This window comes from Gordonia lacunae (genome assembly GCF_002149015.1).
In the GTDB taxonomy this organism is placed as follows: domain Bacteria; phylum Actinomycetota; class Actinomycetes; order Mycobacteriales; family Mycobacteriaceae; genus Gordonia; species Gordonia lacunae.
In genome coordinates this window covers 57,547-73,472 of the sequence record NZ_NGFO01000022.1, presented here as the reverse complement: position 1 = coordinate 73,472, position 15,926 = coordinate 57,547, and the positions used below count along the sequence as shown (strand labels likewise).

At 68.8% G+C, this 15,926-nt stretch carries 10 protein-coding genes; 9 read left to right on the top strand and 1 reads right to left on the bottom strand.

Features of this window, described 5'->3' with window-relative positions:
• The 9 genes from CA982_RS18045 to CA982_RS18005 all read left to right on the top strand — a co-directional run bounded on the left by CA982_RS18045 (position 1) and on the right by CA982_RS18005 (position 14,984).
• Positions 1-1,254, top strand: coding sequence for a CaiB/BaiF CoA transferase family protein (locus CA982_RS18045; protein ID WP_086536645.1), 1,254 nt, complete (start codon positions 1-3; stop codon positions 1,252-1,254).
• A gap of 201 nt (positions 1,255-1,455) precedes the next feature.
• Positions 1,456-2,997 (top strand): class I adenylate-forming enzyme family protein, encoded by a 1,542-nt coding sequence (locus tag CA982_RS18040; protein WP_086536644.1) that lies wholly within the window; start codon positions 1,456-1,458, stop codon positions 2,995-2,997.
• Between the two features lie 30 nt (positions 2,998-3,027).
• On the top strand, positions 3,028-4,431 hold the full coding sequence (locus tag CA982_RS18035; RefSeq protein WP_086536643.1) for an MFS transporter: 1,404 nt from the start codon (positions 3,028-3,030) through the stop codon (positions 4,429-4,431).
• Entirely contained in the window at positions 4,428-6,560 is a 2,133-nt protein-coding gene (locus CA982_RS18030) for a molybdopterin-containing oxidoreductase family protein (RefSeq protein WP_208617989.1), read from the top strand. The genes CA982_RS18035 and CA982_RS18030 overlap by 4 nt, the downstream gene beginning before the upstream one ends.
• Positions 6,557-8,800 (top strand): molybdopterin-dependent oxidoreductase, encoded by a 2,244-nt coding sequence (locus tag CA982_RS18025; RefSeq protein ID WP_244176351.1) that lies wholly within the window; start codon positions 6,557-6,559, stop codon positions 8,798-8,800. The genes CA982_RS18030 and CA982_RS18025 overlap by 4 nt, the downstream gene beginning before the upstream one ends.
• Positions 8,800-10,446 carry an FAD-dependent oxidoreductase gene (locus CA982_RS18020; protein ID WP_086536642.1) on the top strand — a complete coding sequence of 549 codons (1,647 nt, stop codon included), beginning with the start codon at positions 8,800-8,802 and terminating at the stop codon, positions 10,444-10,446. Before CA982_RS18025 ends, CA982_RS18020 begins: the two co-directional genes overlap by 1 nt.
• Positions 10,443-12,611 (top strand): molybdopterin-containing oxidoreductase family protein, encoded by a 2,169-nt coding sequence (locus CA982_RS18015; protein ID WP_086536641.1) that lies wholly within the window; start codon positions 10,443-10,445, stop codon positions 12,609-12,611. The genes CA982_RS18020 and CA982_RS18015 overlap by 4 nt, the downstream gene beginning before the upstream one ends.
• 100 nt (positions 12,612-12,711) lie before the next feature.
• The gene (locus CA982_RS18010; RefSeq protein ID WP_086536640.1) at positions 12,712-14,235 is read left to right on the top strand and encodes a class I adenylate-forming enzyme family protein; all 1,524 of its coding nucleotides are present in this window, start codon (positions 12,712-12,714) and stop codon (positions 14,233-14,235) included.
• 5 nt (positions 14,236-14,240) lie between these two features.
• Positions 14,241-14,984 (top strand): SDR family oxidoreductase, encoded by a 744-nt coding sequence (locus CA982_RS18005; RefSeq protein WP_086536639.1) that lies wholly within the window; start codon positions 14,241-14,243, stop codon positions 14,982-14,984.
• A 9-nt stretch (positions 14,985-14,993) separates the two neighbouring features.
• Here the strand turns inward: CA982_RS18005 and CA982_RS18000 are convergent, their stop codons facing one another.
• Entirely contained in the window at positions 14,994-15,821 is an 828-nt protein-coding gene (locus tag CA982_RS18000) for a glucose 1-dehydrogenase (protein ID WP_086536638.1), read from the bottom strand.
• Positions 15,822-15,926 lie beyond the last annotated feature (105 nt).

The window sequence follows — 15,926 nt, the reverse complement described above, 5'->3', positions numbered from 1 at the left end:
ATGAGTGGGTATTCCCTCCTCGATGGGATCCGGGTACTCGAGGTGGCCCAGCTGGCGCCCTCGTCGGTGGGTGGTCATCTCGCCGACCTGGGTGCCGAGGTGATCAAGGTCGAGGCCGGTCCGCTCGGCGATCCGGTCCGCGTCGGCGGCGCAAGGGCGGTCGGGTCCCCGGACGGGCCCGCCTTCATGCATCTGCGCTGGAATCGTGGGAAGAAGTCGGTGGCCGTCGACCTGCGCAGTCCCGCGGGGAGACAGGCCTTCCTGGACCTTGCGCGCGAGTGCGACGCGGTCGTCGAGGGGATGCGTGGCGGTTATCTCGACTGGCTGGGGGTCGGATATGACTCGCTGCGAGAGGTGAATCCGGCGATCGTGCTGTGCACGGTCTCCGGGATGGGTGGCGACGGCCCCTACCGGACACTGGGCACCGGCGGCCCGGTCTTCGATGCCTATGCGGGATTGCGGGAGGTGCGCACCCCGGCCGAGCCACCGGTGGCCGGCATGGCCGGATCGACCGCGCCGCCCATCGCGATGTACGCCCTCGGTGCCTACGGTGCGATGGGCCTGCTCGCCGCATTGCTCAAGGCCCGTGCCACGGGTGTCGGCTGCCGCGTGGAGGTGGCCGGGATCGATGTGGCGGCCGCGTGGATGCCGGATCTGGCGGACGCCGAGCTCAACACGAGCCGGTCGGTCCCGCGCCCGACCTGGCTGCCGGATGGGAGGCTGCCCGACTGGCCACGGCTCGAGGCATATCGGACCCGTGACGGCGAAGCCGTCCTGTTCGGGTCGCATGTCGAGAAGTTCTGGCAGAACTTCCTACGAGCCGTCGACCGCGAGGACCTGATCGATGTCGACCTGACCTCCACCGATGACGGGGCGCCGGCGCGCGCCGACATGGTCTGGCGGGCGCTGACCGAGATCTTCGCGCAGCGGACGCGGGCGGAGTGGATCGCGATGTTCCTCGAGCACGAGATCGCCGGCGGACCGGTCAACAGCATCGGGGACATGCTGGTGGATCCGCATTTCCGTGCGAGGGGAAACACCTATCGGGTGGCCCATGACGGCGTCGGCGATCTGGAGTTCGTCGTCAGTCCGGTACGTGTCGCAGGAGAGGAGTTCGCTCCGCCACTTCCGCCGGACGTCGGCGCCGACACCTCCGAGGTGTTGCGGACGGTGGCCGGATACGACGACGCCCAGATCGCTGTCGCGGCGGATCCGCGCGTCCCTGCGGCCGGTGGGCGGGCCCACTCCGGCTGACTCGTCCCGACTCCGACACCTGTACGAAATCAGTTGTGCGGGTGTCGTTGTCGTGTTCGATACACGAAGCCGGGATGCCTGGATCGATCGGCGTGACGCATTGCGCGAAACATCTAAAGCTGTTAGTTTAAATCCACTTTGAGTGAGGGGGATCACACCCCCTGCGCCGGTCGGGGGATCGACGTCGACGAAGGAGTGCGAATGAATCTCTCGGACCTGACCCGCTTCTGGGGAAGAACGCGTCCCGAGCAGGAAGCGATCGTGTTCGGGGACAGCAGGCAGACCTGGGCGGAGGTCGACGCGATCACCGATGCGCTCGCCCGGGGTCTCGCTGCCCGCGGGGTCGGCAAGGGGGACCGGGTGTCGGTCATGATGCTGAACCGGCCCGAGCTCGCGCACCTGATCCTCGCGACCCTCAAGCTCGGCGCCGTGTGCGCACCGCTGAACTTCCGCCTCACCGGACGGGAACTTGCTCCCATGGTGGTCGACGCAGCGCCCCGGGTGATCGTCGTCGAGGACGCGTTCGCTCCTTTGCTCGATGTCGCCCGCGGGCAGCTCGACTTCGAGACGTACTCGATCGAGGGCGGCGCGTTCCCGGCATACGACACGCTCCTGGATGCCGGCCCGGCGCCGGTCGTCGCCATCGACCCCGACGACCCGGCGTTCATCTGTTACACCTCGGGGACCACCGGAGTGCAGAAGGGTGCGCTCATCACCCATCGCAACGCGATGACGCCGGGCATCTCGCAGACGATCACCTTCGGCTTCTCCGCACGCGACCGGGTGCTCTGCTCGGCGCCGCTGGTGTACACCGGCTCGGTGCTGTCCATCTTCATGCAGCTGGTCGTCGTCCCCGGGGCGACGATGGTCCTGCTGCGGGAATACGATCCCGAGATCGCGCTGGATGTCCTCGAACGCGAGCAGATCACCGCGACCACCACCGTGCCGGTGATCTGGGAACGGATGACGACGTTGCCGGACTTCGGCTCTCGCTCGCTCGCGACGTTCACCTTCGCCGGGACCGGCGGCGCGCCGGTCAGTCTCGACCTACTCGATTTCTATCGCGCACAGGGCATTCCGTTGACGCAGTGCTACGGATTGACCGAGGCGTCCGGCATGGTGTCGACGCTGGAGTACCGAGATGCGGTCACGCGACCCGGCTTTGCGGGCTTGCCGCTGGTCGGTACCGCCGTGCGCATCGGCGAACCCCACGAGGAGGCTCCGGTCGGTGAGGTGGGGGAGATCCTCGTGCGCGGTGAGCATGTGCTTCGCGAGTACTGGAACAAGCCGGAGGCGACCGCGGCGACCCTGGCCGACGGCTGGTTGCGCACCGGGGATCTCGGGATGAAGGACGAGGCAGGCTTTCTCCGGATCGTCGATCGCAGCAAGGACATGCTGATCTCGGGTGGCCTGAACGTCTACCCCGCCGAGATCGAGAACGCGCTGCACGGCATCGAGGGCCTCGTGGACCTGGCGGTGATCGGCGTCCGGGACGACAAGTGGGGCGAGGTCCCGATGGTGGTGTTCCACTCCGAGCGCCCCGCGGCCGAGATCGTGGCCGACATCGCCGATGTGGCCGGGGAGAGTCTGGCGAAGTTCAAGCGACCGAAACATGCTGTTGCCCTCAATGAACCGCTGCCGCGAACGTTCTCGGGCAAGCTCGCGAAGCCGTCGTTGCGCGCCCGGTTCCCGGAACCTCCCACCGACGCCCTCGTCGTCGAGGGCACCGCGACTCCCGCCTGATCCGGCCCCTTTCTCGAGAGGACACCCGTCATGGGTTCTGCGCGCGATGTCAACATCTCCCACCTCATCGACACCGCTCCGGTGTCCGGTCTGCAGAAGCGGGCCTTCGCGATGTGCCTCGTCCTCGCGGTACTCGACGGCATGGACGCCCAGCTGATCGGGTTCGCGATACCGGCGCTCTCCGACGACTGGGAGCTCTCCAAGGCGTCCTTCGGGTTGCTGCTGGCACTGAGCAGTGCCGCAATGGTCGTGGGCAGCCTGGTGTTCGGCCCGGTGGCCGACAGGTGGGGGCGCCGGCGGGTGATCCTCGTCTGCACGGTGATCTTCTCGGTGTTCACCCTGGCCTCGGCACTCGCCACGTCGATGGGGGTGCTCATCGTCCTGCGCATCCTGGCCGGGGTCGGTCTCGGCGGTGTCACCCCGAACCTCATCGCCCTGACGAGCGAGTACAGCCCGGCTCGCGTCCGCGCCACGATGGTGACGATCGTCGTCGCCGGGATGTCCCTCGGCGGCTTCGTCGGCGGTCTGGGCGCCGCTCAGCTGATCCCGGCCTTCGGATGGCAGTCGATCTTCGTCGCCGGCGGCGTCCTGCCGCTCATCGCGGTCCTCGGTGCATGGGCGTGGCTCCCCGAGTCCGGCAAGTTCCTCGCAGCGCGCGGCGATCACGACAGGGTGGCCCGAATCGTCTCCGCGATCGACCCGCGGACGGACCTGAGCGCTCCGGTGCGCTTCACCCAGGACACCCAGGTCGTCGCCGGCTCGCCGGTGCGCGAACTGTTCACCGCCGGCAGGGGGCTCGACACCGTGCTCCTGTGGGTCGTGTTCGTGGTCAACTTCCTCGTCATCTACTTCCTGTTCGGCTGGATGCCGTCGCTGTTCAGCGAGGCCGGACAGAGCTCGAGTACGGCGATCACCGCCGCCGCGCTGTTCAATCTCGGTGGCATGGCGGGTGCGCTGTCCGCCGGGTGGATCACCGACCGGGTGGCGGCCGCGCGGCGGTCGGGCGGCACACGGGCCGCCTACGTGGTGGTGATGGCGGGCTACACGCTGGGGGCGGTGTTCATCGGCGTCGTCGCGATGGTGCTCGGGAACGCCGCACTGCTGCTGATCGCCATCTGCGTCGTCGGGTTCGGGATCTCGGGCAGTTCGGCCGGCATCATCGCGATCGCGGCGTCGATCTATCCGGTGGCCGCGCGCTCGACGGGCATCGGCTGGGCCATGGGAGTCGGCCGGGTGGGATCGATCATCGGACCGACGGTCGGTGCGGCACTCATCGCCGCCGGGCTGGACGCCCGCACGATCTTCCTGGCCATGGCGATGCCGACCGCCTTGGCCGTCGTCACCCTCGGTGTGCTGAACGTGCGGGAGGGCACGCGCATGCGAGGGGCGTCCGTCGATGCCCGGCCCGCCCAGACGACGGCGGACGTGCGTTGACCGCGCGATCCGACACGGTGCGCCGCACGTCGTACTGCCGGCTCTGTGCCTCGTCGTGCGGGGTTCTGCTCGACATCGAGGACGGGCGGATCCGGGACGTGCTGGGGGATGCGCAGCATCCGATCTCCGGCGGGTACACCTGCCCGAAGGGCCGGCGCGCGGCGGATCTCACCCATGGTCCCGGCCGGTTGACCACGTCGATGCGGCGTACCGCCGGCGGGCGGCACGAGCCGATCGCGGTGTCCCGAGCTGTCGCCGACATCGCCACACGTCTCCGGCGGATCGTCGACGAGCACGGGCCCGACGCGGTGGCGCTGTTCTGCGGGACGCAACAGAACTTCGCCGCCCTCACCCCGCCGTCGGCCCGCGCGTGGTTCCGCGGTACCGGTTCGCACAAGTTGTTCTCCACCATGACCATCGACCAGTCCGCCAAATGGGTTGTGGCCGAGCGGATGGGTACCTACCTCGGCGGCCGTCAGCGGTTCGCCGACGCCGATGTGTGGCTGCTGATCGGCACCAACCCCGTCGTGTCCGGCAACGGCGGTGACGGGGACGGCGCGGTCGTGCAGAACCCGGCGACCACCCTGCGGCGAGCGCGTGAGCGCGGACTGACCCTCATCGTCGTGGACCCGCGACGCTCGGAGACCGCCGCCCTCGCCGACATCCACCTCGCGCCTCGACCCGGCACGGACGCGGTGCTGCTCGCCGGGCTCCTCCACGTGATCCTGGCCGAGGGCCTGCATGATCCGGACTTCTGCGGCCGTCACGCCGCAGGTCTACCCGCGCTCCGGGAAGCGGTCGACAGAGTCACTCCGGAAGTCGTGGAACGGGTCTGCGATGTCCCGGCCGAGGCGGCGCGCGCCGCCGCACGCGCCTTCGGACGGGGGAGCCGGGGAATGGCCACCAGCGGGACCGGACTGTGTATGGGTCCGCACTCGAATATCGCGGAGCATCTCGTCGCCGCCCTGAACGTGGTGTGCGGACGGTATCTCCGCGAAGGAGAGCCGGCGGACGATCGTGCGGTGCTGACCCGGCACCTGCCCGCCCGGGCGGAGGTCGCGGCACCCGCCAGGGCGTACGAGCGGGGCTTCCGCAGCCGCATCGGCGGTGTCCGCGCGATCCGCGGCGAGTTGCCCTCCGGGATCCTGGCCGACGAGATCCTGGAACCGGGTCCGGATCGTGTTCGGGCCCTGATCGTCTCGGGCGGAAATCCGGCGGCGGCACTGCCGGATCGCGCAAAGGCGTTGCGCGCGTTGCGTTCCCTCGACCTGCTCGTGTGCATCGACCCCTACATGTCGGACACCGCCCGCCTCGCGGACCACGTCATCGCCCCCACCACGATGTACGAGCGCGCCGACCACACCGCGATCATGGAGCCCTTCTTCCCGCGCCGCTTCGCGCAGTTCACGTCACCGGCCGTCATACCGCCGGCCGGGGTCGTCGACGACTGGCGGTTCTTCTTCGACCTCGCCACCGCGAGCGGACAACCCTTCAAGTTCGCCGGACGCATCCTCGACCCGACGTCTCCGCCCACATCCGCAGACCTGCTGGCGATGATGGCCGAACGAGGACGACTCCCGTTCGAGGAACTGGTGGCCGCCGATCACGGTCGTCTGGTCGGTGACAGTGGCACCGTGGTCGGTCCGCCGACCCCGGAGGGAGCCGGCCGGCACCTCGAGCTGCTGCCGGACGACGTCCGCGCGGAACTCGACGATGCGCTGGACCCGTCGTCGTGCACGTCCGAGTTCCCGCTCCGGCTGGTGGTACGTCGGATACGGGAAGCCGTCAATTCCACCGGGATCCGGGTTCCCGGACTCGTCCCGGGCGGAGGAAATCCGGCACGCATCCATCCCGACGACCTCGAGCGGCTGGGGGTGGCCGACGGCGCGCAGATCCTCCTGCGATCGGCGTCCGGTTCGGTGCGTGCCACCGCACGCGCCGACCACACCCTCGCGCCGGGCGCCGTCTCGATGACCCATTGCTTCGGCGGGGTGGACGAGGATGCCGCCGGAGTGAACGTCAACGACCTGACCGGGACGCTCGGTGGGGTGCAGTCGATCAACGCCATGCCGACGCTGTCCGCCGTTCCCATCGCGATCGTGCCCGTGGGCCCGGAGCTGGGCGCATGACCGGCGACGCGCAGCCGACGATGACCGTCGGGCAACGGATCTGTCCGCTGTGCGAGTCGACGTGCGGTCTTGTCGTCGAGCTCACCGGTCGTAGTGTGACGTCGGTGGCGCCCAACCCGGACGACGCACTCAGCGCCGGACACAGCTGCGCGAAAGGACTCGGGCTGGGACGGATCGAGAACGACCCGGACCGCATCCGCACCCCGCTCCTGCGCACGCCGTCCGGGGACTTCCGGCCGGTGGACTGGGCGGAGGCCTTCGCCGAGATCGGCCGTCGGTTACCGGAATTCGTGGCCGCCGACCCGGGCAGTTGCGCCATCTACCACGGCAACCCCGCGGCCCATCATCTCGACGCCACGTTCTATCTCGGTGAACTGATCGCGGCCGTCGGGACCCGCAACGTCTACTCGCCGGCGAGCGTCGACACCTGGCCGAAGAACCTCGCTCACATGCTTCTGTACGGCACCGGCCTCGGACTGAGTCTGCCCGACATCGACCGCACCGACCACCTGTTGATCCTCGGCTCGAATCCGCTGGTGTCCAACGGGAGTACGGTCACCGCACCGGGGATGGACGAGAGATTGCGTGCCTTGCGGAAACGGGGCGGAACCCTGGTGGTCGTCGACCCGGTGCGCACCCGGACGGCGGAGATGGCCGACGTGCACGTACCGATTCTCCCGGGCACCGATGCACTCTTCCTGCTGGCGGTCCTGGCGGTGATCGCCGAGGAGGGGCCGGCCAGGCCGGAGCGGATTCCCGACGTCGTCGACGGGGTGGACGAGGCGCTGGCGATGGCCCGGGAGTTCTCACCGGAATCGGTGGCGGGCGCATGCGGAATCGATGCCGAGACCATCCGTGCGGTCGCCCGGGGATTCGCGACGGCTCCGGCAGCCGTGGCGCATTCGCGGATCGGCACCTGCATGCAGGAGTTCGGCACACTGGCGAACTGGCTCGTGGAGGTGCTCACGGTCGTCACCGGAAACCTGGACCGGCCGGGCGGCGCGATGTTCTCGCTGCCGGCCGCTGGCGGGCCGAACACATGGCCGGTGACCCGTCCGCCCACGCTCATGTTCGACCGGTGGCGGTCGCGCGTACGGGGGCTGCCGGAAGCATTGGGCGAGTTGCCCGCAGTGTGTTTCGCCGAGGAGATCCTGACCCCCGGGCCGGGACGGACACGGGCACTGATCACCATCGCGGGCAACCCCGCGCGTTCGCTGCCGAACAGCGGTGTGGTCGAGACCGCTCTCGAATCACTCGAGTTCATGGTGTCGGTGGACTGCTACCTCAACGAGACCACCCGGCATGCCGACGTCATCCTGCCACCGCCACCGCTGATGACCCGCGGACACCACGATGTGACGTTGTCACACTTCCAGATCCGAAACGTCGCCCGCTACACCCCGCCCCTGCTCGAACTCGGCGACGGCGAACTCGGGGAATGGCAGATCATGCTCCGACTGGCCGCGATCGCACAGGGGACCCCGGACCGGACCGTGGCGGAGATGGACGACGCGGTTGCGGCAGTGGCGGTTCGTCGAGCCGCGAAGCTGTCCGGACGCGACCCCGGCATCGTCGAGTCGGCGGTCGCCGGACGTAGCGGACCTCAGCGACTCCTCGACCTGCGTCTGCGCAGCGGGCCGTATGGTGATCGCTTCGACGATGATGGCGACGGGTTGACTCTCGCTCTCCTGGAATCGAATCCGGACGGAATAGATTTCGGTCCGCTGCAGTCACGGCTCCCGGGGGTGTTACGCACCCCGAGCGGTCGGATCGACCTGATGCCCGAGCTGATCACCGCCGACCTGCCGCGCCTCCGGGCGGCGTCGATGGCGCCCCGTGGGCTGGTGCTCATCAACCGCCGGCAGCGACGGGGCATGAACTCGTGGTTGCACAATGCGCTCCCGCAGACCGACGACGGACAGTGCGCGTTGCTGACGAGCCCGCGTGACGCCGTCGAACTCGGGGTCGTCGACGGGGATCTCGTCGCGGTGACGTCGCCGACGAGCACCGTGGTGGCGGAGATCCGCGTCGACGATGCGATGCGTCCGGGCGTGGTGAGCATGCCGCACGGCTGGGGTCACGACGGCCCGGGCCTGCGGACCTCGCGTGCGGCGGCGGCCCCGGGCGCCAACTACAACGCACTGGTGACCGACACCGGGCATCTCGACGTGCCGACCTCGTCACCGGTCTTCAACGGCATACCGGTGACGGTCACCCTGATGAGCGAGGAGAAGCGCTGATGCCCTATGTGGTCACGCAGAATTGTTGCAACGACGCGACATGTGTCGCCGTGTGCCCGGTCGACTGCATTCACCCGACGCCCGCCGAACGCGAGTACTCGCGGACCGAGATGCTCTACATCGACCCGGGAACATGCATCGACTGCGGCGCCTGCGCCGACGTCTGCCCGGTCGACGCGATCGTGCCGGGCGATTCGACGGCGCCGGACGTGGATCGCTATCTCGACCTCAACGCCGACTACTTCCGGCGGAATCCCCGTGAGGCACCCGCCGGGGCTCACGTCCAGCCGCTCCCGGCGTCGATCGCGACCGCCGGGGTGACCCACGATCCGCCGCGGGTGCGGGTCGCGATCGTGGGGTCGGGTCCGTCGGCGTTCTACGCCGCCGAGGAACTGCTGGCCCGACGGGACATCGACGCCGAGGTCACGATGTTCGAGCGGCTGCCGGTGGCAGGCGGGCTGGTCCGGTTCGGGGTCGCCCCCGATCACTGGCACACGAAGACCGTGGATCGCGTGTTCGGGCGCACCGCGAGGCGCGACGGGTTCACCTTCCATCTGGGTGTCGAGGTCGGCCGTGACGTGACGCTCGACGAGGTGTCGGCCCACCACCATGCGGTCATCCACGCCTCGGGTGCCTCGGGGGACCGGCGGCTGGGGATCGCGGGTGAGGACCTGCCGGGCAGCCACTCCGCCCGTGAGTTCGTCGCCTGGTACAACGGTCATCCCGAGCACGTCGATCGATTCTTCGACCTGTCGGGGGAGCGTGCCGTCGTCGTCGGCAACGGCAACGTCGCGCTGGACGTGGCGCGGATACTCGTATCGGATGTGGAGGCACTGCGGCGCACCGACATCGCCGATCACGCGCTGACCGTGCTGGCCGGCAGTGAGATCAGGGAAGTGGTGGTGCTCGGTCGGCGCGGGGCCGAGCACGCAGCCTGCACCACCCCCGAACTGATGGCACTGGGTTCCTTGCCCGGGGTCGATGTGATCGTCGACCCGCCGGTGTCGGCCGGCCCGGAGGAAACCGCCAAACTGCGTCTCCTGGAAGAGTATTCGCGGCGTGTTCCGGTACCCGGGAACAAGCGGATCGTGTTGCGGTTCGAGGCCACCCCGCAGGAGGTCATCGGAACCGACCGGGTGCGAGGTCTGGTCACGAGCCACACCGGGTCCGGGCGGCGTACCGAGATCGACTGCGGTCTGGTGCTGCGCGCGGTCGGCTACCGCGGACTCCCGATCGACGGCCTGCCCTTCGATCCGGTGTCGTCGACTGTCGTGAACGTCGAAGGTCGTGTCGTCGATCCGGCGACCGGTTCGCCGTCGCGAGGTCGGTACGTCGCCGGCTGGATCAAGCGCGGGGCGACCGGGGTGATCGGTACCAACCGGTGGTGCGCGGTCGAGACCGTGGGGTCTCTGCTCGATGATCTCCGCGTCGGACTGTTGCCCGAACCCGCCGGCAGCGGTGGGGATCTGGCGGCACTCGTTCGTGAGCGTTGCCCGCAGGCGATGAGCGGGGCCGACTGGCGGGCCATCGACAGGTGGGAACGACACGAGGGGCGCGCTGCCGGGAGGCCACGGGTGAAGGTCGTCGATGCCGACACGGCCGCAGACATCGCCCGGTCGGCTCGTGTGTCCGGCATCTCGGGATGAGTGCGCCGGCCCGGCAGGTCCACACCTTCTGCCGCATCTGCGAACCCGGGTGCGGGCTGCTGGCCACGGTCGACTCGGGTCGTGTCGTGGGGCTGCGTCCGGACCCGGACCACCCCGTCCACCGTGGCTTCTCCTGTCACAAGGGACCCCACTACCTGGACGTCCACTCCGACCCGGATCGGGTCGACCACCCGCTGCGACGCGTCGGCACCGGCGGCCGCCGGGCCGGTGACTTCGTGCGGGTGTCCTGGGACGAGGCGGTGCGCGACATCGCCGGCCGGCTCGGTGAGATCCGAGACAAGCACGGCCGCAACGCATTGGCGGTGTACCAGGGCAACCCGTCCGCGTTCAACGGTCTCTACTATGCGAATGCGGCGAGGATCGCGCGGGGATTCGACACGCGGATGAGGTTCAGCGCCGGGACTCAGGACACGTCCGCGAAGTACGCGGCGAGCGAGGCCGTCTACGGTGCGTCGATGGCGCACCCGATACCGGACCTGCTGCACACCCACTACTTCCTGTGTCTGGGAAGCAACCCCCAGGTCTCCCACATGACGTTGATCCACATCTCGGATCCGATGGCCAAACTGCGCGCGATCGCCCGGCGCGGCGGGACGGTTCTGTTCGTCAATCCCCGCCGCATCGAGTCGTCGACGCCGGAGACCGGTGACGTGCTGCTGATCACCCCGGACACCGACTTCTACTTCCTGGCCGGGCTTCTGCACGAGATCGTGTTCCGGATCGGATTCGACCGCGCCGCCGTCGAACGCCACGCCCGGGGGATCGAGGAACTGCTCGCATTCGTCTCGCGCTATCCGGTGGAGCGGGTGGCCGGGGTCACGGGGATCTCGGCGGCGACCATCGCCCGGGTCGCCGACGAGTTCTGCGCCGCACCGAGTGCGAGCATCTACATGGCGACCGGGGTCAACCAGGGCAGGCTGGGGACCCTGGCCTACTGGATGCTCACCATGGTGAGTCTGTTCTCCGGCAACCTCGGACGCCGTGGCGGCAACATCTACTCGCGAGGTGTCGCCGATGTCGTACAGAACTCCCGGCGACGGCGTGCGGATCCGTTCTTTGACGGTCCATTCGGGGAGATCCGCACCGTCGGAGGCGATCTCCCCGCCGCCATGCTGCCCGACTTCATCGAGCAGGCCGACGACCCGATCCGCGCCCTGATCGTGGTGTCCGGCAATCCACTGCTGTCGATCGGCGGCGGAGACCGGTTGCGTCGCGCTCTCGAGTCGCTGGACCTTATCGTCACCGTGGACCTGTATCGCACCGTCACCGGTGAGATCGGGGACTACATTCTCCCGGCGACGGACTGGCTGGAGCGTGAAGACATCAACTTCCTGAACACGATGGGCGTGGCGATGGAGCCCTACGTCCAGTACACCCCTGCCGTCGTGGAACCGGTGGGCGAACGCCGCGATGACTGGTGGATTCTCTCGCGTATCCAGCAGGAGATGGGTACACCGAGTCTGCTCGACGACCCGGAAGACGGCCCCCTCGCCGCGGTCGACGCCGTACTGCGAGAAGCGGACCTGACGGTCGAGACGCTCAAGACGAAGCCGTGTCAGACCGAGGTGCTCCCCGAGGCGGTGCCCAGCGACGTCTTCGACATCGCGGTGCAGCACGACGATGGTCTGATCGACTGCTGTCCCGATCTGTTCCGTCGGTCGTTCGACGACGCCGAACGGGTGCTGGAGGGTCTCGTGGCCGAGCCGGACGACCAGCTCAAGCTGATCACCCGGCGCACCCACTTCATGGTGAACAGCTGGTTGCACAATATCTCGGTTCTGAAACAGGGTGTCCATCAGGACAATCCGGTGTGGATGAATCCCGATGACATGCGGCGGCGCGATCTCGTGGACGGCGACGACGTCACCGTACGTAGTCGCCATGGCGCCGTGCCGGCCGTGGTGGTCGGGGACGACACCCTGCGCGACGGCGTGGTGGCGATGACACATGGCTGGGGCCAGGGTCGGGCCCGTGGCCTGAATGTGGCACGGCGCCATCCGGGGGTGAACGTCAACCAACTCGCGCCGACCGGCGCGGCCGGTTACGACCCCCTCAGCAACCAATCGCATCTCACGGGGATCAACGTCGAGGTGGTCCGGCGCCGACAGCGGAGCGGGGTTGCCAACATAACCGAATACTTTTAGATTAATCGGTGTGATCCGGGACACCCCGACCGGTGGGGCCCGGTATCGCCCTGCGCGCCTGACCGAGTCGGCGGCATCCACACCCAACAGGAGGCTGTACATGAGCGGAACCGTCGTCGACGCACTCGGATACTGGGCCGCAACGGTGCCGGATCAGGCCGCGATCGACTTCGCCGGCGATGTCGTGACCTACGGCGAGCTCGACGCCTGGGCCGACGGAGTCGCCCACGACCTGCGGTCCCGCGGCGTCGGCGTGGGCGACCGGGTCAGCTACGTCGGTGTGAATTCCCTGGAATGGTGCGTCGCCGCGCTGGGCGCCATGAAGGTGGGCGCGATCTCGGCACCGTTCAACCAGCGAATGCTGGCGGGTGAACTGGCGGTCCTCGTCGAGGACTGCGAACCCACGGTCGTGTACTGCGATGCCGATCTGCGCGAACGCGTCGAGGAGGTACGCCGGGCGCGCGGCACCTTCGTGATCGCCGAGTTCGAGTCCGACGTCCGACCGCTGCGCGGCGTGGCGCATCCGGCGTATCGCAGTCCGGTGGTCGAGCTGTCCGATCCCACGGCGATCGTGTTCACCAGCGGGACAACGGGTAAGCCGAAGGGGGTCGTGTTCACGCACGCGACGATCGCCGGTGAGATGCACGAGTGGTCGCTGATGGAGCCGATCCAGCAGAACGGCCTGCGCCCCCTGCTGGTCCTTCCGCTGTTCACCGCCGCCGGCATCATCTGGGGGATCTCACGCACGGTGTTGCACGGCGGGACCTTGCTCCTGCAACCCGGATTCGATCCGGAGTCCGCGCTGCGGGTGCTGATCGACAGCCGCGCAACGACTCTGACCGGCCCGCCGATCCTCTTCGAGCAGATCGCCCGCGTGGCGGGCTTCGCGGAGGCCGACCTCGGTCACCTGACCACCGCGCATGTCGGCGGTGCGCGTGTGCCGTCCGCGCTGGTGGGTGTCTGGCTGGACCGCGGTGTGCAGCTGCGGCAGATCTACGGTCAGACCGAGATCGGCGGATCGGCGACAGCCATGCCCCGGGCCGAGGCGGCCGATCATCCCGACAAGTGCGGCTTCGGCGGTATCTTCACCAAGATCCGCGTCGTCGACGCCGCCGGGAACGACTGCGCCCCGGACACTGTCGGACAGATCCTGTTACGAGGTCCAGGAATGATGCCGGGGTACTGGCGCAACGAGGACGCCACCCGCGCCGCTCTGATCGACGGCTGGCTGCACACCGGCGACCTCGGCACGCTCGACGAGAACGGTTATCTGACCTTCGTGGACCGCCTGAAGGACATGATCATCTCCGGCGGTCTGAACATCTCGCCGGTGGAGATCGAGCAGGTGATCAACCGGATCCCCGGAGTCGAGGAGGTCGCGGTGATCAGCGTTCCCGACGACAAGTTCGGGGAGACACCCGCGGCCGTGGTCACGAAGGTCGAGGGTCTCACCGAGACCGACATCGTCGAGTTCTGCAACCGGAACCTCGCGGACTACAAGGTGCCACGGTACGTGGTCTTCGTCGATGGCGGTCTGCCGCGGATGCCCAGCGGGAAGATCTCGAAAAAGCAGCTCCGGGAGACGTATTCAGACGTTCCGCTGACCTATCCGAAGGTCAGGTGAGGACCGTGGGCGGCGCGGAGCGCGTTGCGGTCGTCACGGGTGGCGGGCGGGGGATCGGCGCCGCGATCTCGCGCCGGCTCGCGGCAGAAGGGCATGCGGTCGCGGTGAACTATGCCTCCGGCGAGTCGGCGGCCCGGACGGTGGTGAGTGAGATCGTCGCGGCCGGTGGACGCGCCGTAGCCGTCCGCGCAGACGTCTCGGACGCCGTGCAGGCGGAGACCTTGATCACCGAAGCGACGCGGGTGCTCGGTCCGCCGACCGTGCTGGTCAACAATGCGGGGATGAATCTCGCGGGGTCGGCGCGCACACAGCACCCCCACGAGTGGGATCGGGTCATCGGCGTCAATCTCAGCGGTGCGTTCTACTGCGCGCACGCCGCCCTGCCGGGCATGTACGACGCCGGATGGGGGCGGATCGTCTTCCTGAGCAGTCCATCCGGCGGCCGCCGGCCGTCGCCGGGGATGAGTGCCTATTCGGCGGCGAAGGCCGGGCTCGTGGGTATGACCCGGTCGATGGCGCAGGAGGTCGCCCGTCGCGGCATCACCGTGAATGCCGTGATGCCGGGGTTCGTCGAGACCGACATCATCGCCTCGGGCGGCGAGAACGCGGCGGCGAACCTGGCCGCGCACTGGCCGCGGATTCCCGCCGAGTCCATCGCCGCGACAGTGTCCTTCCTGGTCGGGGAGGGCGGTGGGCACGTCTCCGGCGAGGAGGTCGGAGTGTGGCTCGGCGGGCCCGTGGGCGTCTGAGCGCCCGACCTACTCACGTCGGGCGGCGGCGTCGGCCTCCGCGCGGTAGTTCCGCGGCCACGCCTTGCCCAGGGTGAGGCCGCCGTCGACGATCATGTTCTGGCCCGTGACGAAGGAAGCGTCGTCGGAGACGAGATAGCCGATGGCGCCGGCGATGTCCTCTCCCTCGCCCGCCCGGGGGACGGGTTGGAACGAGGCCAGCCCCCGGCGCACGGTCTCGACGCTCGCGTCCAGGTCGTCACCGTCCAGTCCCGCACCACTGCCCACGATCCGGGTGGCGACCCCGCCCGGGGTCACCGCATTGACGCGGATGCCGAACTCGGCGAGTTCGCGCGCGGCACTGCGGGTCAGCGCCAGGACCGCGGCTTTCGCGGCACCGTAGGGGTGGGGGCCGAACCCTGTACGCACGCCGGCCACCGACGAGACGTTGACGATCGTCCCGGACCCCTGGTCGCGCATGACGCGCGAGGCGTGCTTGGTGCCGAAGAAGGCGCTGCGAGCGAGCACGGCGAACGCCGAATCCCAGTCCTCGGCGGACGTGTCGGCGACGTACGTCCAGTTACCGACCCGGCCGGCGTTGTTGATCATCGCGTCCAGGCGGCCGAAGTGGGTGACCGCCGCGCCGACCGCTGCGGCGACATCGTCTTCGCGGGTCACGTCCGCGTGTAGGTGGACCGCACGGTCGCCGAGTGACGCGGCGACGGCCATCGCGCGGTCGTCGTCGATGTCGGTCACCACCACGCGGGCGCCTCGGGCGGCCAGCAGGGCGGCTGTCGCCGCGCCGATCCCGCTGGCCGCACCGGTCACCACGGCCACCTTTCCGTCGAGTCCGTTCACGGCGTGCTCCTCTCGAAAGTGCCTGGATGTCTTCGATCTTGAGTAATTAATCTAAAGACATTAGCCTCAATTGGAGGCGCCCGCCGAGAGATCGGGGGGCGATGA